The sequence below is a fragment of the Nocardioides sp. NPDC059952 genome (assembly GCF_042730435.1).
GTDB lineage: Bacteria > Actinomycetota > Actinomycetes > Propionibacteriales > Nocardioidaceae > Nocardioides.
In genome coordinates this window covers 94778-121204 of record NZ_JBHWLY010000004.1, presented here as the reverse complement: position 1 = coordinate 121204, position 26427 = coordinate 94778, and the positions used below count along the sequence as shown (strand labels likewise).

Below are 26427 nucleotides of genomic sequence, written 5' to 3'. Positions count from 1 at the left end.
ACTACCCCTTCGTCGCCTGCTTCAGCCGCTTCCCGCTCAGCCCGACCGACCTCAGCTCCAGCTCAGCCAGCCTCGCCACCACGTCGGCGTCACGGTCACGCCAGGCCCTGACCGGGTCGTCGCTGATCTTGACCAGCTTGTGCAGTGGCTGGGTCGCCATCGCCCGCAGCGCCACCAGATCGGCCGCGGTGCCGGCCTCCAGGAACCGCTGGGTCGAGGTGGCGTTGCGGATGAACCGCCACCGCAGCGGCACGTAGACCATCAGCCACATCAGCACCGGGACGACCGCGACCCCGACGGCCAGCCAGATCGCGATGGTGGAGACGGCCTCGACCTGGGCCTCCCCCGCCGCGCGGAGCTGGTCGGCGGCCTTCGCGGCGCCTTCGAACGGGACCGCGATGCCGTCCTTGACCAGCGGCAGGCCATCGACCTTCCCCGCCGCCTCGAGCAGCTTCGCCGAGAGCGAGGTGCCGGCGTCGTCCATCTTCTCTCCGGGGACGGCGAGCGCCGAGATCATCTCGTGGACGAACCTGCCGATGAGGATCCAGCCGACGATCCACGCCACCGTCAGCAGATCGGCGAACAACTGGGCGGCGAAGCGCGGGGGCCTGTCGGCGTACAACTTCATGCCGCCGATCTTGGCGGTTCCGCGCCTACAGATCAGTCACGACACGGGTAGTTCGGATCAACGTCGGTAGAGCAGGTCGGTGATGACCCGGTCCTTGGCCAGTCCCTTGCGCTCGAACTTGGTCACCGGGCGCTCGTCCCAACGCTCGACGGCACCGCCGCTCAGCAGCGGCTCGGCGTCGAGGACCTCGACCATCTGCTCGGCGTACTCGACCCAGTCGGTCGCCAGCCTCCAGATCCCGCCGGGCGCGAGCCGCTCCGCGATCATCCGCGCGTTGGTGGGCGTCACCAGGCGCCGCTTGTGGTGGCGGGTCTTGTGCCACGGGTCGGGGAAGAACGTCCAGATCTCGCTGACCGACCCCGGGGTGAGGAGGTTCTCGAGCGTCCAGAGCGCATCGACGCTGCAGAACCGCACGTTCGTCGCACCCGCCGCGCCCACCCGGGCGAGGCTCTCCGCGACGCCGGGCCGCCACACCTCCAGCGCCAAGATGTCGTACGCCGGGCGTGCCGCCGCGAGCACGGCCGTGGCCTCCCCCACGCCTCCGCCGATGTCGACGATCAGAGGAGCCTTGCGACCGAACCAGCTCTCCAGGGAGAAGCCTGGCTCGTCGACTGCCTCGTCCGGGATCACCCACTCCTCGGCGTACGCGTCCCAGGCCTTCTGCTGCTTGGCGTCCAGGCGGCTGCCTCGCCGGGTGTAGGTGAGGACCTCTCTTACCGTGCGGCCGTCTTCTAGCAGCTTCTGGTGGGGTCTTGCTGGGCGGATCGGGTCAGTCACTTTCTTACCTTGGTCTCGTGGCGCGCCGACGCGGCGCAATCCGGTCCTCGCTTCGCTCCGGTCCGTTTGCGCCGAGTCAGCGCTTACTTAAGCAGCAAGGAGCATCTGGTCCAACGCGAAAGGCCCCCTTCGCCTTGCGGCTCCGGGGACCTTCCACGTTGGATCAGACGATCACTTCGTGATCTTGGTGACGCGGCCCGCGCCGACGGTGCGACCGCCCTCACGGATAGCGAACTTCAGACCCTCGTCCATCGCGATGGGCTGGATGAGCTCGACCGACATCTCGGTGTTGTCACCCGGCATGACCATCTCGGTGCCCTCGGGGAGGGTCACAACGCCGGTCACGTCCGTGGTCCGGAAGTAGAACTGCGGACGGTAGTTGTTGAAGAACGGGGTGTGACGGCCACCCTCCTCCTTCGAGAGGATATAGACAGAGCCCTCGAAGTTGGTGTGGGGGGTCGTGGTGCCCGGCTTGATGACAACCATGCCGCGCTCGACGTCCTCGCGCTTGGTGCCACGGAGGAGCAGACCGACGTTCTCACCGGCCTGGCCCTCGTCGAGCAGCTTGCGGAACATCTCGACACCGGTGACGGTGGTCTTCTGCGAACCCTCGCGGATGCCGACGATCTCGACCTCCTCGCCGACCTTGACGATGCCGCGCTCGATACGACCGGTGATGACGGTGCCACGACCGGTGATCGTGAAGACGTCCTCAACGGGCATCAGGAACGGCTTCTCGGTCTCACGAGCCGGGGTCGGGATGTAGTCGTCGACGGCCTGCATGAGCTCGGCGACGGAGTCCATCCACTTCTCCTCGCCCTGCAGGGCGGGGTAGGCGGCAACGCGCACGACCGGGATGTCGTCACCCGGGAACTCGTACTCGCTGAGGAGCTCGCGCACCTCCATCTCGACGAGCTCGATGAGCTCCTCGTCGTCGACCATGTCGCACTTGTTGAGCGCGACGACGATCGACGGCACGCCGACCTGGCGGGCCAGGAGCACGTGCTCCTTGGTCTGCGGCATCGGGCCGTCGGTGGCGGCGACCACGAGGATCGCGCCGTCCATCTGCGCGGCACCGGTGATCATGTTCTTGATGTAGTCCGCGTGACCCGGGCAGTCGACGTGAGCGTAGTGACGCGACTCGGTCTGGTACTCGATGTGCGCGATCGAGATCGTGATCCCGCGCTGGCGCTCCTCGGGGGCCTTGTCGATGTCCTCGAACGCGAACTCCGGGTTCAGGTCCGGGTACTTCGCGTGCAGCACCTTCGAGATCGCCGCGGTAAGGGTGGTCTTACCGTGGTCGATGTGACCGATGGTGCCGATGTTGACGTGCGGCTTCGTCCGCTCGAACTTCGCCTTAGCCACTGTGGGCTCCTCCTGGTGTGATTTTCTTACTGACTCGTACTGAAATGTGTTGCTGCCGAAGTCCCTGGACGGGCGACCCGAAGGTCACTCGCCACGGGCCTTCTTGATGATCTCGTCGGCGACGTTCGTGGGAACCTCGGCGTACGAGTCGAACTCCATCGAGTACGACGCCTGACCGCTGGTCTTGGACCGCAGGTCACCGACGTACCCGAACATCTCTGAGAGCGGGACGAGAGCCTGGACGACCATGTCGCCGTGGCGCTCCTCCTGCGAAGACACCTGGCCGCGGCGGGAGTTGATGTCGCCGATGACCGTGCCGAGGTAGGTGTCGGGGGTCGTCACCTCTACCGCGAACATCGGCTCCAGCAGAACGGCCTTCGCCATCCGCGCGGCCTCCTTGAAGGCCTGGTTGCCCGCGATCTTGAAGGCGAGCTCGGAGGAGTCGACGTCGTGGTAGGCGCCGTCCTCGAGCGAAACCTTCACATCGACCATGGGGAAGCCGGCGAGGATGCCGAACTCCATGGCGTCCTGAGCACCCTGGTCGACCGAAGGGATGTACTCCTTCGGCACGCGACCACCGGTGACGTTGTTGGCGAACTCGTAGCCCGCACCGAGACCGGTCTCCTCGTCGATGTTGGGCTCGACGGAGATGACGACCTTCGCGAACTGACCCGAACCACCGGTCTGCTTCTTGTGGGTGTAGCTGTGGTTCTGGACCTTCTTGCGAAGCGTCTCGCGGTAGGCGACCTGCGGCTTGCCGACGGTGGCCTCGACCTTGAACTCGCGCTTCATCCGGTCGACGAAGACCTCCAGGTGGAGCTCGCCCATACCGGCGATGATCGTCTGGCCGGTCTGCTCGTCGGACTTGACCGTGAAGGTCGGGTCCTCCTCGGTGAGACGCTGGATCGCGGTTCCGAGCTTCTGCTGGTCACTCTTGGTCTTCGGCTCGATGGCGACCTCGATCACCGGGGCCGGGAAGCTCATCGACTCGAGGACCACCGGGTGGGTCGGGTCGCAGAGGGTGTGACCCGTCTTCGACTCCTTCAGACCCATGACCGCGACGATCTGGCCGGCGCCGACCGAGTTGATCTCCTCACGCTTGTTCGCGTGCATCTGGTAGATCTTGCCGATGCGCTCCTTGCGGCCGTTGATCGGGTTGACCACGGTCGCACCCGCCTCGACCTTGCCGGAGTAGACGCGCAGGTAGAACAGCTTGCCCAGGTGCGGGTCGGAGGCGATCTTGAAGACCAGGCCGGAGAACGGCTCGGTGTCAGAAGGCTTGCGAGTGACCTCGATCTCCTCGTCCTTGACGTCGTGGCCGATGATCGACTCGACATCGAGGGGCGAGGGCAGGTAGTCGACGACAGCGTCGAGCAGGGGCTGGACGCCCTTGTTCTTGAACGCGGTGCCGGTAAGGATCGGGTTGAGCTTGTCGGCCAGGGTCGCGCGACGGATGGCGGCCTTCAGGGTGGGCACGTCGAAGACGTCGCCCTCCTCGAGGTAGACCTCCATGATGTCGTCGTCGGCCTCGGCGAGGGTCTCGACCAGCTTCTCGCGGTATTCCGCGGCCTTGTCGGCGAGGTCGGCCGGGATCTCCTCGATCACGTAGTCCTCGCCCATCTCGGTCTCGCCGCGCCAGACCTTGGCGTGCATCTCGACCAGGTCGACGACACCGATGAAGTCGGACTCGGCACCGATCGGCAGCTGCAGCACCAGCGGGGTGGCGTGCAGCTTGTCGACGATGGAGTCGACGACCATGTAGAAGTCGGCACCGGTGCGGTCGAGCTTGTTGACGAAGCACATCCGCGGGACGGCGTACTTGTTCGCCTGACGCCACACGGTCTGCGACTGCGGCTCGACACCGGCGACACCGTCGAAGACGGCGACGGCGCCGTCGAGGACGCGCAGCGAGCGCTCGACCTCAACGGTGAAGTCGACGTGCCCGGGGGTGTCGATGATGTTGATCTGGTGGTCCTTCCACCAGCAGGTCGTCGCGGCGGACGTGATGGTGATGCCGCGCTCCTGCTCCTGCTCCATCCAGTCCATCGTGGCAGCGCCGTCGTGGACCTCACCGATCTTGTAGGAGATACCGGTGTAGAACAGGATGCGCTCGGTGGTGGTGGTCTTACCAGCATCGATGTGCGCCATGATGCCGATGTTGCGGACCACATTGAGGTCCGTGGTGATGTCGACGGCCACTGTCTTCAGCGTTCCTTAAAGAGATTGTCTTCGGTCTGGATGGGCGGGGTATCCACATTGTGCGGCAGACACCCCGCCGTACGTCACCAGCGGTAGTGCGCGAAGGCCTTGTTGGACTCGGCCATCTTGTGGGTGTCCTCACGCTTCTTCACAGCGGCGCCGAGGCCGTTGCTCGCGTCGAGGATCTCGTTCATGAGGCGCTCGGCCATCGTCTTCTCACGACGGTCCTGGGCGTAACCGACGAGCCAGCGCAGCGCGAGCGTGGTGCCACGCGTGCCCTTGACCTCGATCGGGACCTGGTAGGTCGCGCCACCGACGCGGCGGGACTTGACCTCGATGGCCGGCTTCACATTGTCCATGGCGCGCTTGAGCGTGACCACGGGGTCGGTGCCGGTCTTCTCGCGGCAGCCCTCGAGCGCGGAGTAGACGATGCGCTGAGCGACCTGCTTCTTGCCGTCCTGGAGGACCTTGCTGACGAGCTGGGTTACGAGCTGCGAGCCGTAGACGGGGTCGACGACGAGCGGACGCTTGGGAGCGGGACCCTTACGAGGCATGTCACTTCTCCTTCTTCGCGCCGTAGCGCGAACGGGCCTGCTTGCGGTTCTTGACACCCTGGGTGTCGAGCGTGCCGCGGATGATCTTGTAACGCACACCGGGGAGGTCCTTCACACGACCGCCGCGGACGAGCACGATGGAGTGCTCCTGAAGGTTGTGGCCCACACCCGGGATGTAAGCGGTGACCTCGACGCCGGAGGAGAGGCGCACGCGGGCGACCTTCCGGAGGGCGGAGTTCGGCTTCTTCGGGGTGGTGGTGTAGACGCGCGTGCAGACGCCACGGCGCTGCGGCGATCCCTTGAGGGCAGGCGTCTTCGACTTCGTCGCCTTGTCCTCGCGGCCCTTGCGGACCAGCTGGTTAATGGTGGGCACCTTGGTGGTTCCCCTTCTTTTCTGCTCTCACTACGCGGCGCTCTGCCGCGAAGGATCCAATGTTTGTGCGTCCAGGTGGTGCGATACCAACTGGTCCCGCCTCGCCCCCGAGGTCGGGCGTGTCGCCCTTACCTCAACAGCACGAAGACGGATCTCTCGAACCGAGTTCCCACTTGAGGGCGCCGAACCCGGGTCCGAGACCCATTTCTCGAACTTGTTCCGAGCACGCGCGACGGCCTGGTTGTCCCAGACACGCTTCAGAGGCTACCCGGCGGCTTGAGAGGGGGTCAAAACGGCCCGGATACCACCTCTGAGTGCGGCGAGGAGCAGCACCCCCGCAAGCGTACCCACCAGCACCAGAGCGCCACTGCCGTAGAGGGTCGCGCGGGCACCGAAGTGCTCGCCGACGAAGCCGATGAGCGGGGCACCCAGCGGGGTGCCGCCCATCAGGACGGTCATGTAGATCGCCATCACCCGGCCGCGGAACTCCGGGGCCGCCTCGGTCTGCATGGTGGCGTTGCAGGCGTTGAGGGTCGTGATCGTGAAGAAGCCGAGCACCGGCGCGACCAGGGCGAAGAGGGCGTACGTCGGCATCAGCCCGGACACGATGACGGTGAGGCCGAACCCGGTCGCCGCCAGCACGATCAGCTTGAGCGGGATCCGGGTGCGGCGGGCGCCGAGCAGGGCGCCGGAGAGCGATCCGATCGCCAGGACGGTGCCGAGCAGGCCGTACTCGCTGGCGCCCTTGCCGAACTCCTCGGTCGCCATCAGCGCCGAGGTGATCGGGAAGTTCGCCCCGAAGGTGCCGACGAAGAAGATGATCACGAGGACCATCAGCATCTTGGGCTGCGTACGGATGTAGCCGATGCCCTCGCGCAGCATCCCGCTCCGCCGGGCGACGGGGTCGGGCGAGTGCAGCTCGGCGGTGTTCATCCGTTCCAGCTGGCCGATCACGGCGAGGTAGGAGACGGCGTTGATGAGGATCACCCAGCCGGTCGCCTCGGGGCCGCTCCCCAGCCAGCCGATGAGCAGCCCGGCCAGTGCCGGCCCGATCAGACGGGCGAGGTTGAACGAGGCCGAGTTCAGGCCGACGGCGTTGGTGAGGTCGTCGGGGTGGACCATCTCCGAGACGAACGACTGCCTGCCCGGGCCGTCGAAGGCGGCACCGGTGCCGAAGAGGAACGCGATCACGTAGACCATCCACACCTCGGCGTGGCCGCTCACCGCCAGCACACCGAGAAGCAACGACATCAGGGCCATCCAGCCCTGGGCCACCTGCAGCAGACGGCGCTTCGGGAAGCGGTCGGCGATGACCCCGGCGTAGGGGCTGAGCAGAAGGATGGGCAGGAACTGCAGGCCGGTGGTGATACCGAGTGCCGCTCCCCCGCCGCCAAGACTCAGGACCAACCAGTCCTGGGCGATGCGTTGCATCCAGGTGCCGACGTTGGAGACGACACTGCCGGCTAGATAGAGGCGGTAGTTGTGGCTGCGCAGGGAACGGAACGTGGGACTCAACTGGTGGCTATTCTCTCCATGATCGAAGCGGCTGTGCGGAGGGCGGCGAGCTCGTCCGCATCGAGGTCGACGAGCTGCTGGGCGAGCCAGGCATCCCGGCTGAGCCGGTCCTTGCGTACGGTCCGGCGGCCCTTGTCGGTGATCGAGACCAGCACCTGGCGGCGGTCGGTCTCGCCCTGGCGGCGGACGACGAAGCCGCCCTCCTCGAGGAAGTTGACCATCCTGGTCATGCTCGGAGGCTGCACGCGCTCGCGCCCGGCGAGGGCGCCGAGGGTCATCTCGTCGTTGGCGTACAGCGCCCCGAGCACCGCCATCGACCCCAGCGAGAGGTCGTTGTCGGGGTGGCGCTCGTTGGCCAGGCGGCGACGCATCCGCATGACAGAGGTGCGCAGCACCGACGCGACCTCGGGGATGTCGGAGGCCGCGTCGGGCGCGGAAGCGGGATGTGCGGTAGGCATGTCGGTAAGCATAACTGCTTACCGGCGCTAACTATTCCAGCAAGAGACGGCGCCCGGGTGAGGGCGCCGTCACAGGGTCAGGACATCGCGGCGAGCATCAGGATGTCGTCGCGGCTGTAGGTGCGGCCGGGGTGAGCCTCCGCGAGGTGCTCCTGCACCTTCTCGACCAGCTCGTCGTCGGTCTCGGTGCGGAAGTTGGTGCCACAGGGGCAGCGGAGCGAAGCCATCGGGGACCTCCAAAGTCGTCAGCGTTCCTCACCACCCTACCGGCTGGCGGCGACCCATAAGATGAGGTCCCATGAGCGACCAGTACCGCGACGACGACTATTCCGGCACCTACCCGGAGCAGCAGTACGACGGGTACGACGGCGACTACTACACCGAAGACGGCGGCTACCCCCAGGACTACGGCTACGACGAGCCGCCTGTCGAGGAGCCGGTCCAGGCCGCTCCGGAGCCGAAGATCGAGCTCGTCGACCAGGACGGCATCCGCGCCTTCGAGCTCGCCACCCTCGGCTGGCTGGTCGGGTTCGTGGCCCTGCTCCCCTTCTGGGGCCTGCTCAACGACCGCGGCTGGACCTGGTGGATCTGGACCTGCCTGGCAGCCTTCGGCATCGGCGCGATCGGCATCGAGCTGACCCGCCGCCGCAAGGCCCGCCGGCTACGCGCCGAGGGCCTCGACTAGAAGCCCTCGACGTCGACGCTGATCGTGTCGAAGACCGGGTCCGGCAGCGGCTGCGGCTCGTGCTTCTTCGCCAGCCGCACCTCCGAGTGCGCACCGCACCCGTGGTTGAGGCTGACCACCTTGCCGTCGTCGTTGGCGTCGCCGTTGGCGCAGACACCGAAGCTCGTGGCCAGGTGACCGGTCAGCCGGACCAGGAAGCCGCAGCTGTGGCACTGGTCGGGGGCTGCCTGCGCGAGCGGCGCGTCGGGGCCGCCGTCACCGGCGTACCACCGCTCGGCGGCGGCGTCGAAGCCGGAGGTGGACAAGGTCCGGACACGGCCGAGGCCGAGGTCCTTGGCGACCTCACGCACCTGAGCCTTCTCGTCGGCGTCGAGCGGGTCGTCGCCGAAGGCGTACGTCGGGACCAGGCGCGCGTCGTCGTCCTCGACCGGGAGCAGATCACCGGGCGAGAGGTCGCCCGGCTTGATCCGTTCGCGGTAGGGCACCCAGGCCGGCGCGACGATGGCGGCGTCTCCTGGGACGAGGACGACCTCGTTGACGGTCAGCTCGGTCTTGTCACCGAGGACGGGGACGTAGACGACCGTGACCGACCAGTGCCAGCCGACGTAGCCCTTGCGGCTGCAGGCGAACAGGTGGGTCACGACGCCCGGGCCGGCACCCTTCTCGACCACATGGCCGAGATGTTCTCCGACGTCACCGGCTGGCACGTCGGACAGGAGCGCGGCGCGGGCCTCGTCGACGGCAGCGACGGCCGTCGCATCGGCGTACGGGGTCGTGATCACGGACCACATCTTCACCCACATGCGCCTCAGGTGCCACTTCGGGGTCACCTTGCGCCACCACAACCTGAACTTCCGCACAACGCGTGATCCTCCCAGACGTACGCCTCTACTGCACAGTCACGGCCTCTCATGAACGGCCAACACCCGCCGGAGCGTGGCTGCGGCGGGTGTTGGTGACGCTTTGCTACTGAAGAGCGCGCGTGGAGACCATGGAGAGGACGTACTCGACGAGCGAGATCAGCGTCGCCTTGGTCGACTGGCGGTCGCGAGCGTCACAGGTGACGATCGGGATGTCCGGGCGCAGAGCCAGGGCCTCGCGGATCTGCTCCGGCTTGTAGGCCTGGTTGGCGCCGAAGACGTTGTGGGCCACGACGAACGGCACGTTGCGGGACTCGAAGTAGTCGATCGCGCCGAAGGAGTCGGCGAGGCGACGGGTGTCGATGAGCACCACAGCGCCGATCGCGCCCTGGGTAAGGTCGTCCCACATGAACCAGAATCGGTTCTGACCGGGCGTGCCGAACAGGTAGAGGATCAGGTCGGAGTCGAGGGAGACTCGACCGAAGTCCATCGCGACCGTGGTCGTCTTCTTGTTGGGCACGGCGGAGAGGTCGTCGACGCCTGCGTCATCACGGCCTCGGTCGTCAGGGGGACGATCTCCGAGACGGAGCCCACGAAGGTCGTCTTACCAACGCCGAACCCTCCGGCGATGACGATCTTCGCAGACATCGTCGCCTGCTTGGAGTCGGTGGTCACTGCATTACTCCTGTCAAAGCTTCCTCAGGCCGGACAGCACGCGCTCGAGGAGAGCGGTGTCCGGGGCGTCCGGGACCTTGCTGGCGTGCACCTGCACCACGCCGCGCTCCGCAAGGTCACCGATCAGGACTCGGGCGACACCCAGGGGCACCCGGATGAGCGCCGCAACCTCAGCGACGGAACGGCTTTCGCGGCAGAGCTCCGCGATCGTCCGCTCCTCCGGCGACCGGACGTAGCCATCGATCACGTAACGGTCGGTGATCACCAGGGCTTCCATCGGGAAGACGCGCTTGGGTTGCGTGCGGCCACGGGTCAGGGCATACGGCCTGACCAGCGGCGGCGGTTCGGATGCGTGGTTGCTCACGATCTCGGTCCTAAGGTCGGGCGCGGTCAGGCGCCAGTTCTGGTATCGGGGGTGAGGGCGCTGGCAACACGCGAGATCAACAGCTGCATCTGGTAGCCAACCTGTCCCAGATCGCAGTCGGGGGCGGCGAGGGCAGCAAGGCTGGAACCCTCACCAACCGCCATGAGGACCAGATAGCCACCGTCCATCTCGATGACCATCTGCTGGACATTACCCGCCGCGAAGCACCGAGCTGCTCCTTGGGTAAGACTGGTGAGACCGGAGGCGATCGCCGAGAGCTGGTCGGCCCGGTCCGGGGGGAAGTCGACGGAGCTGGCCATCGGCATGCCATCAGCCGACACCAAGATCGCGTGAGCGATGTCAGGGGTGCGCTGGGTCAGGCTGTCGACAAGCCAGTCCAGTCCTGCGGGGGCCGTTGTCACTGCTGCTCCTCACCTTCGGGGTTGCTTTCCGCATCAGCGGGGTTGTTGCGGGCGCGGCTGACGCCCTTCTGGAAGCTGGACATGCCACGGGTGCGGCGCGCGTCCATGTTACGCGGACCTGATGACGGTGGTGTGACCGCAGGTGCCGCACCTGGGATCAGGTTCTGACCCGGGACACGGACCGGGAGACCACCCTGGGTGATCGTCGCCGGCTCCTGCTCCTGCAGGTGCTCCAGCTCCTGCGCACGGCGCCAGCCCTCGTCGCCCGGCGAGGACCAGCTCACCGGCGTGGTCGGCTCGTCGTCCTGAGGGGCCGGCGGCTCGCCGAGCGGGTCGCCCACGGGGGCGCCCACGGGGGCGGCCGCCGGACGGGCCTCGTCGACGTCGGGACCCGGGCCGGCCTTGGCGGCGGGGGCGATGGGGTCGCTGAGCGGGTCGCCCTTGGACTCCATCGCCCGACGCGCACCGAGCGGGCGACGACGGGTGAACCACTCGGACTGCAGGTCGTCGAAGATCGAGCTGCCCTCGTCGTCGAGGATCGGAACCTCGGTGGTCGAGTCGAGCGGGTTCGGCGAGTTGGTCGGCTCCGGAGCCATCGGGCCCATCGGGGCGATCGCGTCACCGGCAGGACCGAACGGGTCGTCGTCGGGACCGAAGCCCGGCGGCGGCGTACGCGGCACGGTGCGCTCGTTGGGGCGCTCGAAGGTGCGGAACGCGCCGGTGTCGGTGCCGAACGGGCTGCCGCCCTGGATGCCCGGGTCGCGACGCGGCAGCTCGCCGGTCTCGGTGCTCGGGTCGAAGCGACCGTCGGGGAAGCGCGCGGCCAGGTCTTCGGCCTTGCGGACCGGCAGCATGTTGGACAGGAAGTTCTGCTGCTGACCGCTGGGACTCTGTTGCGGAGCCGGCGGCTGGTTGGCGCCGAACGGGTCGCCACCGAACGGGTCTCCCCCGTACTGCGGCTGGCCACCGCTGAACTGCTGCGGCTGCGCCGGGAAGCTGCCCGTGCGCGCGCCCGGACCCTCGAAGCCCGGATCGCCCGGCATCGGCGGGACACCACCGTATGAGGGCTGCTGGCCCGTCTGCGGCCCGCTCTGGCCGAAGCCGTTGTGCTGGCCGGAGAGGCCGTTGGCAGGCTGCTGCGAGAAGGCCGACCCACCACCACCGGAGAGGTTGGGGTGGTTGGAGGCGCCGGGCGTACGGCTCGGCAGCGCCGGGGGCGCTGCGGCGGAGGCCACAGGCGCCTCGGGCGCCGGAAGAGCGCCGACCGGAACGTCGTAGGGGTTGCCACCGGCGTACGGCTGGGCGTCGTAGGCGGGCATCCCGTACTGCATCTCGTAGGGGAGCTCGCCGGTGGTCGGGTAGGCGCCGGTCTGCTGGCCGTAGCCGCCCTGCTGGAAGGCGTAGGCGTCGAAGCCCTGCTGCTGGCCGGACGGGGTCTCAGCGTGAGCGCCGACGATCGTGGTGACCGGCATCTCGACACGCGCGACCACACCGCGGGGGCGGTTGGGAACGAGCTCGATGTAGAGGCCGTGACGCGCCGCCAGGCGCGCGACCACGACCAGGCCCATCATCCGGGCGACGTCGGCGTCGAGGCCGGTCGCACGGCGCAACTTCATGTTGGCCGCGTCGAGCTCCTCCGGCGTCATGCCGATACCGAGGTCCTCGATCTCGACCAGCAGCGGCGCGGCGGGGCCGGCGCGGAAGGTGCGGATCGTGACCGCGGTGTCGGGCGGGGAGAAGTTGGTGGCGTTCTCGATCAGCTCCGCGAGCAGGTGCACGAGGTCACCCGCGATCGCGCCCTCGAACTCGGCGTTCTCGTCGGAGTCGATGTCGACCCGGGCGAACTGCTCGATCTCGGAGGCGGCGGCACGGAGCACGTCGAGGACCGGGACCGGACCACGAGCCGCGTGGCCGATCTCGCCGCCGGCGAGGACCAGGAGGGACTCGTCGTTACGGCGCATTCGGGTGGCGAGGTGGTCCAGGCGGAACAGGTTCGCGAGGTCGTCGGGGTCCTGCTCGTTGGCCTCGAGCTGGTCGATGAGCTGGAGCTGACGCTCGACGAGGCTCTGCGAACGGCGGGAGAGGTTCATGAACATCTTGTCGACGTTCGTTCGCAGCTCTGCCTGCTCACCGGCCAGCCGGATCGCCTCGACGTGGACCGCGTCGAACGCGTCCGCGACGTCACCGATCTCGTCTCGGCGCGCGATGTCCAGAGGCTCCACATGCGTATCCACCGGGCCTTCGGCCTGGTTCATGTAGGCGACTCGCTCCGGCAGGTCGTGGTTGGCCAGGTTGTAGGCCAGACGACGCAGCTGGCTCAGCGGCGAGAGGATCGAGCGGGCCGCGACCAGGCCGACGGCGAGGGCGAAGATGAGGACGAAGAGAACGACCAGACCGATGCCGACCGCGTCGCGGGTCGAGTCGGTCTTGATGTCCCCGACATCGTCACTGATCTCCTGCGCGGTCGCGACGATCATCTTCTGCAGACCACGGATGAACTCCGTGCTGGCGCCGGTGTACTGGTCCGGGGTCATCTTGACCCGGTCCATGCTGCCGCTGGAGATGACCTGGTTGACGACCCGGTGCGCCGGGGCCCCGACCGAACCCTGATCGGTGGTCTCGTTGGTCAGCTCGTCGAGCTGCTGGCGGATCTCGTCGGACGTCTTCTCGTAGTAGTCCGCGGTCGAGAGTCGCCACTTCGCCTCGGCGCGGGCGAGCTCGGCGAACTGCTCGTCGCTGAGGACGTCCGGGTTCGTCTCCCCCTTCGACTCTGCGATGGCCTTCTTGCTCAGCGCCTCCATCATGATCATGCGCTCGACACCCATGGCCTCGGAAGCCGGGCGCACGTTGCTGATCGCGGAGATCTTGGAGAAGACCTCGTCGTTCTCCAGGGTCGGCATCTGGGCCGAGATCCCGAAGAGGTTGTTCATCACCGTGGTGTAGGCCAGCTGCGCCTCGACCTGGGTGTCCTTCTCCTGGATCTGCGCGCGCAGATCGTCGATGCCGTTCAGCGCCTGCTGGATCTCGACGATGCTGTTCTCGAGGCCCTTGTCGTCGCCGGCGTCGATCTCCTTGGCCTTGGCGCTCCAGGCCGCGATCGACTCGTCGGTCGTCTGCTGCAGCGGCCGCATGACGACCTCGGGCACACCCGCGAGCGCACCATCACGCTCGAACAGGATGTTGATCGCGAGGTTGTAGGTGTCAGGCAGTGCCTGGGCGACGGTCTCGGCCTGGCGTGCTTGTGCCTGGGCGGTGAGGGCGCTCGAAATGCTCAACCCGCCGAACACCATCGCCGCGATGGTCGGGACGAGCAGCACGAAGATGAGGCGCGCTCGAATTCCCTGCCAGGGCTTACGTTCCGGACGGTGGGTTGTGCTTGCGTATGGCTCGGCCATTACTCCCTCTCGTGGCCATGTCACATCATTCCCGAGAGGCATGCGCCATCTGTGGCGCACACCCCAGTCCCCCGCCGCGAAGTCTGCTGGCACCCGGGCGTGCCTGTCTGCAGTCTTTGGCGACGTAAACTTACGTCATAACTGGTCTCGATTACCAATGGTGTACGAAATCATTTGCAAATCTATGGAGGGGTAGGCGGAGTATAGGCCTCACCTGCCCGAGGGACGAGACGGCGACCCATCCGTGGATGCCGTCGATGCCGGAGCGGGGAATACCTCACGCGTCCCTGGGCGCTGAGGACTAGGCTCTCCCGCGTCGGCCGTCACAGTCGCCGGGCGACGTACGTTTGAAGCGCTGATGCGCGAGGAAGGGGCAAGCTGCCGTGCCTACTGGCAAGGTCAAGTGGTTCGACGCCACCAAGGGCTTCGGGTTTCTGTCGCAGGACGACGGTCCGGACGTGTACGTCCATGCCGACGCGCTCCCCGAGGGCGCTGCCAAGACCTTGAAGGCCGGCACCCGGGTGGAGTTCGGCATCGCCCAGGGGCGCCGCGGTGAGCAGGCGCTGTCGGTGACCGTGCTCGAGCGCTCCCCGTCCGTCTCCGGACGCCAGCGGGCAGCCAAGCGCCGCAACCCCGAGGAGATGGAGCTGATCGTCGAGAACGTCATCAAGCTCCTCGACGACATCCGCGACGGCTACGCCCAGGGCCGCCCGCCCACGCGCGAGCTGGCCAAGAAGGTCTCCCCCGCGCTGCGCCAGATCGCCGACGAGTTCGAGCTCTAGATCCAGCTCAGGTCGGGGATCAGGGTCTGCACGCCCACCACGAGCCCGGCGACGTTCACCGCCAGCAGGACGAGGATCCAGAGCACTGACGGGATGCCGGTCAGGCCGGCGAGCTGGTCGGGGTCGGAGCCGCGACGACCTCGCTCGCCGCGGCCGAGGAGCTCCAGGAGCGGCCTCGGCGAGGCGAGCAGGAGCAGCCAGGTGACCAGCGTGGCGACGATGGTCTGCAGGCGGCCGTCGGCGTACCAGCTGATCGCGCCCAGCGCCGCGCCGAGCACCAGCACGACGACGAGGCCGTAGCCGTTGCGTACCCACAGCAGCAGCACGAGCATCGCCGCCACCAGGAGCCACAGCAGTCCCAGGGCATGACCCGCGGCGAGCATGGTCGCGCTGAACAGGCCGAGGAGCGCCGGGGCGAGGTAGCCGGCGGCGAGCATCGCCACCATCCCCGGTCCGGAGGGCTTGCCGCGCGAGAGGGTCACGCCCGAGGTGTCGGAGTGGAGCTTGATCCCGGCCAGGCGCCTGCCCACCAGGACCGCTACGACCGCGTGCCCGGCCTCGTGGACGACCGTGACGCCGAGGCGCACGGTGCGCCAGGTGCCACGCCACACGACCAGCACCAGGGCAACGAGCCCGGCACCGATCAGCCAGGGTGCCTCGGGAACGGTCTGGGTCGCGGTGATCGTCTCCCAGAACTCGATCACTTCGCCGCCTGGTTCATCGATCCGGAGCGGAAGCCCCGTGGGTCGATCTCCGCGGCGGGGAATCCTGCGTCTGTCACGGTCCTGAGCACCTCGTCGGCATGGTGGGGGTCGAGAGGCAGGAGGGTAGCCGACAGCTCCACCGTCGCCTTCTCCCCGTGGTCACGCACGCGCAGGTCCACCTTGGCGGCGTCGTGGCCGCGGGCGGCCAGGACGCTGCGTACGCCCTGCTCTGCTCTCTCCACGCGCGCGAGGCGCCTCGGGGTGACCTCGAGGCCGTAGGCGATCCGGCTCGAGAGGCAGGCTGCGGCCGGCTTGTCCCAGGTCGGCAGCTCCCAGCGGCGCGAGGCCTCGCGGATCTGTGCCTTGGTCAGCCCGGCGTCCTTGAGCGGCGTGATCGCTCCGCGCTCGGCGGCCGCGCGGATACCGGGCCGGAGACCGTCGAGCCCCTCGATCGCGTCGTCGGCGTTGGTGCCGGTGGCCACGTGGACCAGGCCCTGCTCACGGGCCAGCGGCACGAGGGTGTCGAGCAGCTCCGCCTTGCAGAAGAAGCACCGGTCGGTGCCGTTGGCCCGGTAGCCCTCCCGCTCCATCTCGTGGGTCTGCGGGGTGATGAGGCGTACGCCGAGGCTTCTTGCGAACTCGGCGGCCGGGTCCCTCTCCGCGATCGGGAGACTGTGCGAGTAGCCGGTCGCGGCGGCGACGTTGTCGCTGCCCAGAGCCCGGGTCGCGGCCGCCAGGAGGAAGGCGCTGTCGGCGCCTCCGGAGAAGGCGACCAGCACGCTTCCCCGAGTCTTGAGATCCGCTTCGAGAGCGTTGAGCCGTTGGTCGAGGTCGGACACGCTCCGACCCTATCGGCGGGGTCCACGCGTGTTCGTGGATCGGCGTCGGTGAATTCTGGATAGCGTCCGGGCCCGACCGGTCCTCTGGATAGGGTCTCACCATGGGGGCAGAGCGGGAGGCGTCGGCAGGGTCAGGCCGACGGCAGCGGGGAGTCCTGGGGTCGCTCGCCGAGATCGCGATCATCGCGGTGACGGCGATCCTGCTGGCCGTCCTCATCAAGACGTTCCTCGCCCAGGCGTTCTACATCCCCTCGGAGTCGATGGAGCCCGGTCTGGAGGTCAACGACCGGGTGCTGGTGGAGAAGCCGTCCTACTGGATGGGCGGCACGCCCGAGCGCGGCGACATCGTCGTCTTCACCGATCCCGGCGGCTGGCTCTCCGCCAACCAGATCGCGCCTGCACCGACCGGCTTCAGGGCCGTGCTCGCCAAGATCGGGCTCTACCCGACCGGCGACCACCTGGTGAAGCGGGTCATCGGAGTCGCGGGCGACACCGTGGAGTGCTGCGACTCGGGTCGCGTCGTCGTCAACGGCACGCCCTTGGACGAGTCCTCCTTCATCGCTCCCAACGACACCTGTGACGGCCCGATGGCGCAGGACAACGGGTCCTACGTCCAGGGCGGCTGCCGGGGCTGGAAGGCCGTCGTCCCGGAGGGCCGGCTCTTCGTGATGGGTGACAACCGTGCCAACTCCGCCGACTCGTCCTTCCATCTGTGCAGCCCCGAACGCCAGAAGTCGGGCGATGAGGCCTGCTCGAACGCGTTCGTGCCCGTCTCCGACGTCGTCGGCCGCGTCGCCGTCGTCTTCTGGCCCACCGACCGCTTCGGCGTCGAGCACCGCCCGGAGACCTTCGACTCCGTCGAATGACCTCGCCGAGGCGTCACGCGCGTCGGCCGAGACGTCACCTGGGTGACATCTCGGCCGACGGGGGTGACCTCTCGGCGGTCAGGCTTCGCGAACCACGTCCATGGTGCGGTCGCCGAACTTGACCTTGTCGCCGTCGACGAGGGCCGCGGGGCGGCGGGCGCCGAGGGCTCGTGCGGCACCCTGGCGGATCAGGGTGGTGCCGTTGGTGGAACCGCGGTCCATGACCACGAGGGTGCCGTCCGCCGCGATCTGGAACTGAGCGTGGGTCTTGGACAGGGACATGTCGCTCGAGGAGAGGGCCACCCGGTGGGCGACCTCCTCACCGGGACGCGGCTCGGGGCCGCGACCGACGATCGCGAGACCCTCCACGACGAAGCTCTGGCCGGTGTCGAACGTGACCCGCCAACGAGCCGTCGCCGCGGGCTGTGGGGCAGACGCGGGAGGCGGCGGAGGGGCAGGCTGCGCCACCGGTTGCACGACCGGCGGTGCCGGGGGCGCAGGAGCGGGCGGGGGCGGCGGAGCGGGCGGTGCGGGCGTCGGCACGGGAGCCGGCGGCGTCTGACGGGCGACCAGCCCCCCGATCTGGGTCTGCGCGGCCTGTGCCTCCGCCAGGGCCTGAGCGGCGGCGCTCTGGGTCGCGGCGCTCTGGGTCGGCGCGCTCTGGGTCGGGGCTGCGGGGGTCTGCGGCCGCTCGGCCCGCTCGGGAGTCGCCTCGGCCTGCTTCAGGCGCATCGTGGTCAGGTTGACGATGCGGCGCGGCGCGGGGGCCTCTTCCTCGGCCTCGACGACCGCCGGAGGACGTACGTCGACCACGACCGAGCCCGCACGACGGTCGTGCCACCCCTGGCGCCGGCCGCGGTCGTCCATCGCGGCGACCCAGGCGAAGGTGGCGGTCCCGATGCCGAGCGTCGGGATCGTGCAGAGGCCGAGCAGAGCCTGGCGTACGAACGCCTTGCCGACGCCGATCGGGCGGCCCGCGGCCCCGGAGTCATCGCTGACCACGCGCAGCCCGAGGGCCATCTTCCCGGGGGTCTTGCCCCCGGAGCCGGTGAGTACGGTGCCGACCAGCCAGACCGCCAGCACGACGCCGGCGATCAGGCCGACGCCGGGAAGCAGGCTGTCGTTGCGGAAGAAGATCAGCCAGGCGGTGAACCCCGCCGCGGCGAAGATCGCCCACGCGATCACCCGGTCGATGGCGAAGGCGTAGAACCGACGATCCGGCTCCGCGATCGCAGCCTCGGCTGCCGGAGCCGGCAGGCCGGCCAAGCTCATGCCGCCGCCTCCCAGGGGGTCGGCGACGGCATGAGCGAGAGCCGGTTGATCATGGGTTGGTCACCCGGATCGTCAGGCTGTCACCGAGGTCGATGACGGCACCCGGCATGAGCTGGACCGGTACGCCGGGACGCAGGTCCTCCGGGCCGAGGCCAGGCTGGACCAGCACGGTGCCGTTGGTCGAGCCGAGGTCGGTGACCACCGCTGCGCCGTGGTCGACCCCGGCACCGGGACGGATCTCGCAGTGGGTCGAGGAGATCTCCTGGTGAGGGCTCGGCACGGTCACCAGCATCGGCTGCTCGGTGGGCGTGAACCGGCTCGCCTCCGGCGCGCGGCCGACGAGGACGACTCGGTCGACCTCGACGCGGTCGCCGCTGGAGAACTCCAGGCGAGCGACCGGGTAGGCGGTCACCTTCGGGGCCTCGGGCTGGCCGGGGATCCCGGCGAGACCGGCGTTGAGATCCTCGCCGACGCCGATGCGGGTCAGACCGTCGTGGTCGTCCTCATCGGGGTCGGGCTCCTCCCAGATCGGCTCGTCGTGGGTCTCCGGGACGGGAGCCACGGGCGGAGCCGGCGGCGCGGGCGGCGCCGGGAACGCGGGCGGGGCCGGCGGTGCCGGCGGGATCTCGGTCAGCGACGCGTCGACAGGGCTGTCGAAGGGCGGTGCCTCGATCGGGGCGTCGCCCGGCGCGGCATCGATCAGGCCCTCGGCCGGCGCCTCCTCATAAGGAGCGGGCGGCGCGTCCACCGGAGGCGGCGGAGGCGTCGTCAGCGGCGGCGGAGGCGGCATCGACGGCGGGCCGAAGCCGGGCGCCTGGGCAGACTCGGGCTCGTCGTAGGACTCGGGCCCGTCATAGGACTCAGGCCCGTCGTAGGACCCCTCGTCGACGGCCTGGAGGACCTCGGTCTCGGCGTCGGGGGCGACGTCGTCCATCTCGGCCACGGGCTCCGGGGAGACCGCGGAGGGACCGAAGGAGGACGCGACGGCAGCGGCGTGCTCGTCGCTGGCGTAGTCGTCCTCGTAGCCGCCGGCAGCAGGCTCCGGGAAGTCCTGGTCGTCGGCGTCATCGGAGGCGGCCGGCATCTCGAACGCCTCGGTCGGCTCGGTCAGGTCGTCGTGACGCGGAGCGGAGGCCTCGCCGGACTCGTCGCCCCGGTTGACCGAGATCGGCTCGTCCTCGGAGTCCTCGTCGAAGTCGGGCTCCGGGCCGAGGTCCGCCTCCGCGTCGGAGTCCAGCTCCGAGTCGGCTTCGAGACCGGGGAGGTCACCCGAGATCGGGATCGGCGGAACGACCGAGAGCGAGGGCGGAGCCGCGACCGGCTCGTCCTCATCGAGAACCTGCTCCTCGGCGGAGTCCAGGTCGTCGGAGTCGGCGTAGGGCTCCTCGGGAAGAGGATCGGTGAGCGGGTCGGCCTGGGCCGGCTCGTCGACGCTGTCGTCGGAGCCCTCCTCGACCGCCACCGGGGCCGGTACGAAGCCGGCGCGGCTCTCCGGCGAGTCGTCCTGGGTGGACTCCGGGGCCGGGGGCGGAACCTCGAGACCCGAGACCCGCAGCAGGCCACCGAGCGCCGTCATCGGCTCACCGGTCGCACCCTCCTCGCCGAGCGATACGGACATCCTGGTGACGCCCTCGAGGGTGCGCTCGACCCACGTCTTCGACGACGAGCCGTCGACCTCGACGGCGCCCTCGCCGGCCTCGAACGAGACCACGGACGGGCCGCGCACGACCGTGCGTACGCTCCCGCCGTCAGGCGTGACGTCGCCCGAGATGAGGACGAAGCCCGGCAACGAGCTCAGCCCGGTCGCGACGAGCGCGTCGAGCACCTCGTCGAACCCGGCACCGTCGTCGACGAGCGCCCACAGCGCGCCCGCGCGGCTCTTCTCCGAGGGCGGGAGCAGCACCGTGGCGCTCTCACCGATGATGCCGAACCATGTGCCCGGCATGTAGGACGTGCTTGCGATGGTTCCTTGCTCGCTCATGGCAGCACTCCTAGCTTCTGCTCCATACTCACCCTTTGTTGCTCCGAGTCATACGGGTTCTCCTCGGTCAATCCCATCACATCGACCACGATCGCGGTCGCGTTGTCCCGGCCACCCGCCTCGACCGCGGCGTCGACGAGCTTCTCGGCCGTGTCGCGGGCATCGGTGTCCTCCGCGGCGAGGATGTCGGCGATCTCAGCATCCGAGATCATTCCGCTCACGCCGTCGGAGCACAGCATCAGCCGGGCGCCTACGGGCAGAGTCACCTGGAAGATGTCGGGGACTGCCGGGGCCATCCCGCCCAGCGCCCTGGTCACCACGTTGCGCTCGGGGTGGTGCTCGGCCTGCTCGCGCGTGATCTGGCCCGAGTCGACCAGCTCCTGGACCAGGCTGTGGTCGCGGCTGAGCTGGCTCAGCGTGCCGTCGAAGTATCGGTAGATGCGCGAGTCGCCGACGTTGAGCAGGATCCACAACGGGCTGCTTCCGCCGTCGGCGATCAGAGCCGCGGCGCAGGTGGTGCCGGACTGGTAGTCCGAGGCCCCGCGCGAGCGCTGCTCGAGCGCGAAGGCAACGATCCGATCCTGGGCCGCCTGGAGGGCCTCGACCATCGCCTGGCTGCCGGACTCGGACACGTAATGGGTGCCGCCGAGCTTGGCGAACTCCTGGATCACCATCTCGCTGGCGATGTCACCACCGTCGTGGCCGCCCATCCCGTCCGCGACGACGAAGACCGGTGGCTCGGCCACATGGGAGTCCTCGTTGACCTTCCGCACCTGACCGACGTCTGTCGCGGCCCCGTGCGCGATCACTACTTTCCTGGACATCTCGCCCCCTAGGCCTGCCGGGATAGCGTGATGCCGATGGACACAGGCTTCCGCTCGCTCGCAGACCAGTTGCGCTCTTGGCCCACAGAGCGCATCTCACGCCTGCTTCTTGCTCGTCCTGATCTCGCCACGCCGTCCCCTCATGACTCCGGCCAACTCGCCGCCCGAGCAGCCACTCGCACATCCTTGCACTACGCGATGGATGACCTTAACCATCTCGAGCTGATCGTGCTTGATGCCGTTGTCCTCGCGAATCAAACCACCAAAGCCCACTTATCTTCCATGGTGAATGCCGAAGTGGACGCCGCGACACGGGCACTTTCTCATCTGGAGGACACCTGCCTGGTGTGGCAGTCCCTCGACGGCCTGCGCGCGGTGACCGGTGTCGCGGCCCTGCTGCGGGGCTCGCCCGGCACCTCCGGGCTGCAGCCGTTCGCCGCTGACCAGGAAGAAGGCGTACGCAGCCTGCCTGCTGTGTCCGCGGAGGCGCGCGCGATGCTGGAGGCCGTCGACGCCGGCGGCGGCCAGGCCTCCTCCTCCCGCGCACGCCCGGGCGTATCCGTGGCCGAGGCGGCCGGACCGGCGGAGGAGCTGATCGCCCACGGACTGCTGGTGTCCTCGGGCGACGGCATGCTGACCCTGCCCGGCGAGGTCGGGATCACACTGCGGGGCGGGCGGACGACGCTCGCCCCTGTGGACGTCCCGCCGCCCCTGCCGACCTCGTCGCGGGCGTCCACGCTGGTCGACCGGGCGGCCGCGGGCGCCGCCTTCGAGCTCGTACGCAACCTCGAGCTGCTCCTCGACTCCTGGAGTGCCGCGCCGCCCCGGTCGCTGCGTGGCGGGGCGGGGCTGACGGTCCGGGACCTGAAGACGACTGCCGAGCGGCTCCATGTCACCGAACCGGCCGCGGCGTTGCTGATCGAGGTCGCCTGGGCCTCGGGCCTGCTCGCGCTGGGCACCGACGAGGAGGGCGATCCGTCCTGGATGCCGACCGAGCTCTTCGACCAGTGGCTGCAGCAACCGCTCGCGGCCCGGTGGAGCCACGTGGCGGGCGCCTGGCTGGCCTCTCCACGGCTTCCCGGGCTCGTCGGCCAGCGCGACCCCGCCGGAAAGACCTGGAACGCGCTGGCACCCGATCTGGCCGGGGCTTCGGCCGTGGGGACCCGACGGCTGACCCTGGGCCTGCTCGCCGGGCTCCCGGACGGCGAGGTGCTCGCCGCGGGCACCGGTCCCGCCGCGGTCGTGGCGAGGCTGGCCTGGGAGCGGCCGCGCCGGCCGCGCACCCGCACCGAGTCCCGCGAGGCGCTGGTGGAGTGGACGCTCACCGAGGCGGAGACCCTCGGGCTCGCCGCGTTCGGAGGGCTGGCTGCGTACGGTCGGCTGCTGGTGGCCGGCGAGGACCCGGTCCCGAGCCTGGCCGGGCTGCTGCCGGAGCCGGTCGACCACGTGCTGCTCCAGGGCGACCTGACCGCGGTCGCGCCGGGGCCGCTGGAGCCCGCGCTGGCCCGCACGCTGGCCGTGGTGGCCACGGTGGAGTCGCACGGCGGGGCGACGGTCTATCGGTTCACCAAGGAGTCGGTGCGCCGGGCCATGGACCGCGGCTGGACCGCCACCGAGATCCACGCGTTCCTCACCGCCGCCTCCCGCACCCCTGTCCCGCAGGCGCTGACCTACCTGGTCGACGACACCGCGCGTACGTTCGGGACGGTCCGGGTCGGGTTCGCCGCCGCCTATCTGCGCAGTGACGACGAGGCCGCGCTGGCCGAGCTGCTGGCCCATCCGGCGGCCGAGTCGCTGGGGCTGCGGCGGCTGGCGCCGACGGTGGTCGTCAGCACCGTCGCGCTCGACTCGCTCCTCCCCCGCCTGCGCGAGCTGGGCCTGGCCCCGGTCGTCGAGGCCCCCGACGGATCCGTCCACGTGGCGCGCCCCGATGCCAAGCGCGCCAAGGCCCGCAACGGCCAGCGCCCGGCAGGCGCCCAGGAGGCTCACCTCACCGCTCGTGCGACAGCGGTGGCGGCCAGGATCAAGGCGGGCGACGAGACCGCCGCCTCCCGCCCGTTGCCGCCCGAGCCGGCCTCGACCATGGCGATCCTGCACGAGGCGATCGATGCCGGGGAGCAGGTCGTGATCTCCTACGTCGATGGCCGCGGGGTCGCCGGTGAGGCTCGCGTCGAGCCGCTGGGGATCGACGGCGGCTCGCTCGCGGCCCGGGTCGAGGAGGACGTACGTTCCTTCGCGCTGTCCCGGATCAGGAGTGTCCGGCCGGGGTCGTGACCTTCGACTCGGCCTCTGCGGGCTCCTCGGGCTCCCCAGACCTCCGGCGGCCACGCCAGAGCATGCGGCCACGCGTCTCCCACTGCGAGAGCGCGACGGCGAGGATGAGTGCGACGCCGTAGAAGAGGTCGTTGACCCAGCGAGGCGAGCCGCCGAGCTGGAGGCCCTTGATGCCGACGGCGAGGACGTACATCGCCACCAGCGTGCCCCACACGTTGAACCGTCCGCCCCGGAACTGGGTCGACCCCAGGAACACCGCGGTCAGCGCCGGGAGCAGGAAGCTAGGGCCGACGGTCGGGTCTCCCGCATTGAGACGGCTGGTCAGGAGGGCGCCGGCCAGCGCGGAGATCGCGCCGCCGGCCATCAGCGCGCCGGTCTGGATCCGGGTCACACCGACGCCGGCGAGCCGGGCGGAGTCGGGGTTGAACCCGGAGGCGTACATCCGGCGGCCGACGGGCGTGCGCTCGAGCACGTACCAGCTCACCAGGGCGACCGCGAACAGGATGTAGACCGGCACCGTCACGCCCGCCCACTGCGTCGTGGCCAGCGTCCGGTAGGACGGACCGAGGTCGAGGATCTGCTGGCTGCCGGAGACCCACGCCATCCCGGCGAGCAGGATCGAGCTCATCGCCAGGGTCGCCACGATCGGCTCGACCCGCAGCCTGGTGATGACGACCGCGGTGACCAAGCCGATCAGCGCCCCGACCACCAGCACCAGCGGTAGCTGGACCACGATCGGCAGACCTGCCTTGGCCAGCAGCCAGGCCGACAGGATCGCGGTGAAGCCGACCTGCGCCCCGATCGCCAGGTTGAGCGAGCCGGTGACCAGCGGGATCAGCGCGGCGAGAGCGGCCAGCCCGGTCAGCGCCTCGGCGTCGAGGATCGAGCGCCACACACCGACCTGGAGGAACCGGTCCGGGATCCAGATCGAGAAGACGACGAACATCACCACGAAGATGTAGACGGCGCTGATGTTGCGGAAGGAGAGTGCACGCAGGTTCACGATGGTCCTTGGTCCTTCTGGATCTCGGGGTTGTCGGGCGTCAGGCCGTAGCCCTCGACGAGCAGGCGATGCTCGGTGAGCGCCTCGCCGGCCAGCTCGGCGGCGAGACGGCCGTCTCGCAGGACGAGTACGCGGTCGCAGATCCGCAGCAGCTCCTTGGTGTCCGAGGAGCTCACCAGCACCGCGGTCCCGTTGGCCGCGGCCTGCCCGACCGCCTCGTAGATGGTGGTCTTGGCGCCGATGTCGACACCTTGGGTCGGCTCGTCGAGCAGCAGGACCAGCGGGTCGTCGCGCAACCACCTGGCCAGCACGATCTTCTGCTGGTTGCCCCCGCTGAACAGGCCGAACCGCTGCTCGGTGCGATGCGGACGTACGTCGTACGCAGCCAGCCGGCGCTCCGCCTCCGCCCGCTCCCGACGGGTGCTGATCGCCCCGCCCACACCTCGGACGGTGCGCATCTGCGGCAGGGTGAGGTTCTCCCGGGCGCTCATCTGCGCGGTGGATCCGTGCCTGGCGCGGTCGCCCGGGACGAAGGCGACCTTGCGCCGGATGCTGGTCGCCGGAGTGGGCGCCAGGACGACCGCTCCACCGACGGTGAAGCTCCCCGCGTGGGACGGCACCGCACCGAAGAGCAGCGACGGCACCGCCTCCCGGCCCGAGCCGAGCACACCGGCGACGCCGACCACCTCCCCGGCGTGCAGGTCGAGGTCGAGGTGCTCGATGGCACCGCCCCGCAGGCCACGGACGCTCAGCACCGGGTCGGTGCTGCGTACGTCCTGGGGTTGGTGGGCCTCGATCTCCGCCGGGCTGGCGCCGGTGATGAGCTCGACGAGCCGGTCGTGGTCGAGGCCGTCGACCGGCTCGGCGGCGACGACTCGTCCATCGCGCAGCACCACGACCCGGTCGGCGAGCGCCAGGACCTCGTCGAGACGGTGCGAGATGAACATGACCCCCGTCCCGTCGGCAGCGAGACGGCGGACCGCCGAGAAGAGGACCTCCACCTCGGCGCCGTGGAGCGACTCGGTGGGCTCGTCGAGGACGAGTACGTTGCGCGGGTGCGTCCAGCCGTCCAGGGCGCGGGCGATCGCGACGATCGCGCGCTGGCCGGGGGTCAAGGTCGCGACCGGCGCGGTGACGTCGAAGCCCTCACCGAAACGGGCGACCAGCTCCTCGGCACGTCGGCGCTCGGCCCGACTGTCATGGGGGCGCAGTCGGGCCGAGCCGATCAGGTTCAGGTTCTCGACCGCGGTCAGCGCGCCGACCAGCGCGAGATCCTGATGGATGAAGTGCAGCTCGGCTGCCTCCTCGCCGGCCGACGCGGGCAGCTCGACGGTGCCGCCGTCGGCGGCGTACCTGCCTGCGAGGACCTTCACCAAGGTCGACTTCCCGGAGCCGTTGTGGCCGAGCACGGCCACGATCTCGCCGCTGCGGACCTCGAGCGAGACGTCGTCGAGCGCCCGCAGGCCCGGAAAGTCCTTCACCAGGGAGGTGGCCCCCCGCCGCGGGGGACCACCCCCCATGACGGCAGAAAAAAAACACTCGCACAAACCCGGCTTGTGGGAGATCGGGTCGAAGTCCGCGAAGGCCGGGTAGCCCACCGGGGGGGGAAACC

The 26427-nt window shown here is 69.3% G+C and carries 24 protein-coding genes and 1 pseudogene; 4 read left to right on the top strand and 21 right to left on the bottom strand.

Translation table 11 applies throughout. From position 1 onward, the window contains the following. Position 1 precedes the first annotated feature (1 nt). The 9 genes from ACFV9G_RS03195 to ACFV9G_RS03155 all read right to left on the bottom strand — a co-directional run bounded on the left by ACFV9G_RS03195 (position 2) and on the right by ACFV9G_RS03155 (position 8096). Positions 2-628, bottom strand: coding sequence for a hypothetical protein (locus tag ACFV9G_RS03195; RefSeq protein ID WP_378724823.1), 627 nt, complete (start codon positions 626-628; stop codon positions 2-4). 57 nt (positions 629-685) lie between these two features. After that, the gene (gene trmB / locus ACFV9G_RS03190) at positions 686-1405 is read right to left on the bottom strand and encodes a tRNA (guanosine(46)-N7)-methyltransferase TrmB (protein WP_378724821.1); all 720 of its coding nucleotides are present in this window, start codon (positions 1403-1405) and stop codon (positions 686-688) included. 171 nt (positions 1406-1576) lie between these two features. Next, positions 1577-2770, bottom strand: coding sequence for an elongation factor Tu (gene tuf, locus ACFV9G_RS03185; protein ID WP_091052360.1), 1194 nt, complete (start codon positions 2768-2770; stop codon positions 1577-1579). An 84-nt stretch (positions 2771-2854) separates the two neighbouring features. Then, positions 2855-4918: an elongation factor G gene (gene fusA / locus ACFV9G_RS03180; RefSeq protein ID WP_378724884.1), complete on the bottom strand. Its 2064-nt coding sequence runs from the start codon at positions 4916-4918 to the stop codon at positions 2855-2857. 134 nt (positions 4919-5052) lie between these two features. Further along, positions 5053-5523 (bottom strand): 30S ribosomal protein S7, encoded by a 471-nt coding sequence (gene rpsG, locus ACFV9G_RS03175; RefSeq protein WP_378724819.1) that lies wholly within the window; start codon positions 5521-5523, stop codon positions 5053-5055. Between the two features lies 1 nt (position 5524). Then, the gene (gene rpsL, locus ACFV9G_RS03170) at positions 5525-5896 is read right to left on the bottom strand and encodes a 30S ribosomal protein S12 (RefSeq protein ID WP_091052356.1); all 372 of its coding nucleotides are present in this window, start codon (positions 5894-5896) and stop codon (positions 5525-5527) included. Positions 5897-6160: 264 nt separating this feature from the next. Continuing rightward, positions 6161-7411, bottom strand: a complete 1251-nt coding sequence (locus ACFV9G_RS03165; protein ID WP_378724817.1) for an MFS transporter — start codon at positions 7409-7411, stop codon at positions 6161-6163. Next, on the bottom strand, positions 7408-7869 hold the full coding sequence (locus tag ACFV9G_RS03160) for a MarR family winged helix-turn-helix transcriptional regulator (RefSeq protein ID WP_378724815.1): 462 nt from the start codon (positions 7867-7869) through the stop codon (positions 7408-7410). Before ACFV9G_RS03160 ends, ACFV9G_RS03165 begins: the two co-directional genes overlap by 4 nt. A gap of 77 nt (positions 7870-7946) precedes the next feature. Further along, the gene (locus tag ACFV9G_RS03155; RefSeq protein WP_091052351.1) at positions 7947-8096 is read right to left on the bottom strand and encodes a DUF1059 domain-containing protein; all 150 of its coding nucleotides are present in this window, start codon (positions 8094-8096) and stop codon (positions 7947-7949) included. A 71-nt stretch (positions 8097-8167) separates the two neighbouring features. Between ACFV9G_RS03155 and ACFV9G_RS03150 the strand changes: the two genes are divergently transcribed. Continuing rightward, positions 8168-8554 carry a DUF2530 domain-containing protein gene (locus ACFV9G_RS03150; RefSeq protein ID WP_378724813.1) on the top strand — a complete coding sequence of 129 codons (387 nt, stop codon included), beginning with the start codon at positions 8168-8170 and terminating at the stop codon, positions 8552-8554. Here ACFV9G_RS03150 and ACFV9G_RS03145 read toward each other — a convergent pair. From ACFV9G_RS03145 to ACFV9G_RS03125, 5 genes and pseudogenes are all read right to left on the bottom strand, one after another. Next, positions 8551-9357: a DUF3027 domain-containing protein gene (locus tag ACFV9G_RS03145; protein ID WP_378724882.1), complete on the bottom strand. Its 807-nt coding sequence runs from the start codon at positions 9355-9357 to the stop codon at positions 8551-8553. The two genes, ACFV9G_RS03150 and ACFV9G_RS03145, sit on opposite strands and share 4 nt — an antisense overlap. Positions 9358-9520: 163 nt before the next feature. Continuing rightward, positions 9521-10062, bottom strand: a pseudogene (locus ACFV9G_RS03140) (ATP/GTP-binding protein). 40 nt (positions 10063-10102) lie between these two features. Then, positions 10103-10453: a DUF742 domain-containing protein gene (locus tag ACFV9G_RS03135; protein ID WP_008360948.1), complete on the bottom strand. Its 351-nt coding sequence runs from the start codon at positions 10451-10453 to the stop codon at positions 10103-10105. A gap of 26 nt (positions 10454-10479) precedes the next feature. Further along, positions 10480-10875, bottom strand: a complete 396-nt coding sequence (locus tag ACFV9G_RS03130) for a roadblock/LC7 domain-containing protein (protein ID WP_350660704.1) — start codon at positions 10873-10875, stop codon at positions 10480-10482. Further along, positions 10872-14192, bottom strand: a complete 3321-nt coding sequence (locus tag ACFV9G_RS03125) for a nitrate- and nitrite sensing domain-containing protein (RefSeq protein ID WP_378724812.1) — start codon at positions 14190-14192, stop codon at positions 10872-10874. The genes ACFV9G_RS03130 and ACFV9G_RS03125 overlap by 4 nt, the downstream gene beginning before the upstream one ends. A gap of 461 nt (positions 14193-14653) precedes the next feature. Between ACFV9G_RS03125 and ACFV9G_RS03120 the strand changes: the two genes are divergently transcribed. Continuing rightward, entirely contained in the window at positions 14654-15052 is a 399-nt protein-coding gene (locus ACFV9G_RS03120; protein ID WP_378724810.1) for a cold-shock protein, read from the top strand. Here ACFV9G_RS03120 and ACFV9G_RS03115 read toward each other — a convergent pair. Together ACFV9G_RS03115 and ACFV9G_RS03110 are read right to left on the bottom strand one after the other, a co-directional pair. After that, positions 15049-15756 (bottom strand): M50 family metallopeptidase, encoded by a 708-nt coding sequence (locus ACFV9G_RS03115; RefSeq protein ID WP_378724808.1) that lies wholly within the window; start codon positions 15754-15756, stop codon positions 15049-15051. The genes ACFV9G_RS03120 and ACFV9G_RS03115 overlap by 4 nt on opposite strands. After that, positions 15753-16595, bottom strand: a complete 843-nt coding sequence (locus tag ACFV9G_RS03110) for an ExsB family transcriptional regulator (RefSeq protein WP_378724806.1) — start codon at positions 16593-16595, stop codon at positions 15753-15755. The genes ACFV9G_RS03115 and ACFV9G_RS03110 overlap by 4 nt, the downstream gene beginning before the upstream one ends. Before the next feature lie 101 nt (positions 16596-16696). Here ACFV9G_RS03110 and lepB point away from each other — a divergent pair, with 101 nt between their 5' ends. Beyond that, on the top strand, positions 16697-17461 hold the full coding sequence (lepB, locus tag ACFV9G_RS03105; RefSeq protein ID WP_378724804.1) for a signal peptidase I: 765 nt from the start codon (positions 16697-16699) through the stop codon (positions 17459-17461). Positions 17462-17539: 78 nt separating this feature from the next. On the opposite strand, the gene ACFV9G_RS03100 is transcribed toward lepB, so the two are convergent. Genes ACFV9G_RS03100 through ACFV9G_RS03090 form a run of 3 tightly spaced genes read right to left on the bottom strand, consistent with a single transcriptional unit; the run spans position 17540 to position 21538 of the window. Further along, positions 17540-18733 (bottom strand): RDD family protein, encoded by a 1194-nt coding sequence (locus ACFV9G_RS03100; protein ID WP_378724802.1) that lies wholly within the window; start codon positions 18731-18733, stop codon positions 17540-17542. 49 nt (positions 18734-18782) lie between these two features. Continuing rightward, positions 18783-20714: an FHA domain-containing protein gene (locus tag ACFV9G_RS03095; protein WP_378724800.1), complete on the bottom strand. Its 1932-nt coding sequence runs from the start codon at positions 20712-20714 to the stop codon at positions 18783-18785. Next, the gene (locus ACFV9G_RS03090; protein ID WP_378724798.1) at positions 20711-21538 is read right to left on the bottom strand and encodes a PP2C family protein-serine/threonine phosphatase; all 828 of its coding nucleotides are present in this window, start codon (positions 21536-21538) and stop codon (positions 20711-20713) included. Before ACFV9G_RS03090 ends, ACFV9G_RS03095 begins: the two co-directional genes overlap by 4 nt. A gap of 297 nt (positions 21539-21835) precedes the next feature. On the opposite strand from ACFV9G_RS03090, the gene ACFV9G_RS03085 reads away from it, so the two are divergent. Next, complete coding sequence (locus ACFV9G_RS03085) at positions 21836-23812, top strand: helicase-associated domain-containing protein (protein WP_378724796.1); 1977 nt, start codon at positions 21836-21838, stop codon at positions 23810-23812. Here the strand turns inward: ACFV9G_RS03085 and ACFV9G_RS03080 are convergent. Together ACFV9G_RS03080 and ACFV9G_RS03075 are read right to left on the bottom strand one after the other, a co-directional pair. Further along, positions 23787-24815, bottom strand: coding sequence for an ABC transporter permease (locus tag ACFV9G_RS03080; RefSeq protein ID WP_378724794.1), 1029 nt, complete (start codon positions 24813-24815; stop codon positions 23787-23789). The genes ACFV9G_RS03085 and ACFV9G_RS03080 overlap by 26 nt on opposite strands. Next, positions 24812-26296 carry a sugar ABC transporter ATP-binding protein gene (locus ACFV9G_RS03075; RefSeq protein ID WP_378724792.1) on the bottom strand — a complete coding sequence of 495 codons (1485 nt, stop codon included), beginning with the start codon at positions 26294-26296 and terminating at the stop codon, positions 24812-24814. The genes ACFV9G_RS03080 and ACFV9G_RS03075 overlap by 4 nt, the downstream gene beginning before the upstream one ends. Between the last annotated feature and the right edge of the window lie 131 nt (positions 26297-26427).